The 598-nt window shown below is 47.3% G+C and carries 1 protein-coding gene; it reads right to left on the bottom strand.

Annotated elements, in window-relative coordinates:
- The coding region (locus R8N47_RS26700; RefSeq protein WP_318186299.1) for a 3'-5' exonuclease at nt 1-598 on the bottom strand (598 nt) is incomplete at both ends.

The following is a 598-nucleotide window of genomic DNA, read 5'->3' as shown; positions in this document are numbered from 1 at the left end:
CTAAAACTGAGTCATAAAGGTTAGGGATAGAGTCCATTACGTAACCGCCGGGACTCGCAATCCAGTTTTCAGGGTGCAAATTGGGTGCGACGTAACCTGCTCGATGAATTTGTGGCAAATAAAGATTGGTGAACGCCGCGACTGAGCCTCCGACGCGATCCAACTCAACTCCCGTCAACCTCGACCGTTCAATAGCAAACGCGAGGAGATGAGTGTGCTCGAAGATTTTGTTTACCAGCACGCAGTCTTGCAGGTTGTATTTGGCAAGTGAAGGCTTATCGGAGCGATACATGCGATTGATTTCGTCCATACGGTCATGCACGTTATGGATCTCTTTGCCTTCACCGAGTAATTCTTGTGAAACCGATTCTAATGACCAAGACCGAAAGTGATAAGTCGCGGTTTTTAGTGTATCAATGCCATCGAGTACTACACGTCCGGGAATTGAGATAAACCCCTGTTGGCTTTGGGATGAGCTACGAAAGAAGCTTGGCTGATCGGCGCGACCCAACATCAACTTCATGTTGTGCCATTCCGCACGTTTATGAAGGAGACGAAAATCGAAGTCGATAACATTCCAACCAACAATAACATCAGG

Source organism: Vibrio sp. 2132-1 (genome assembly GCF_033344315.1).
The sequence above is the reverse complement of the archived record's forward strand: the minus strand, read 5'-3'. Positions and strand labels throughout refer to the sequence as shown.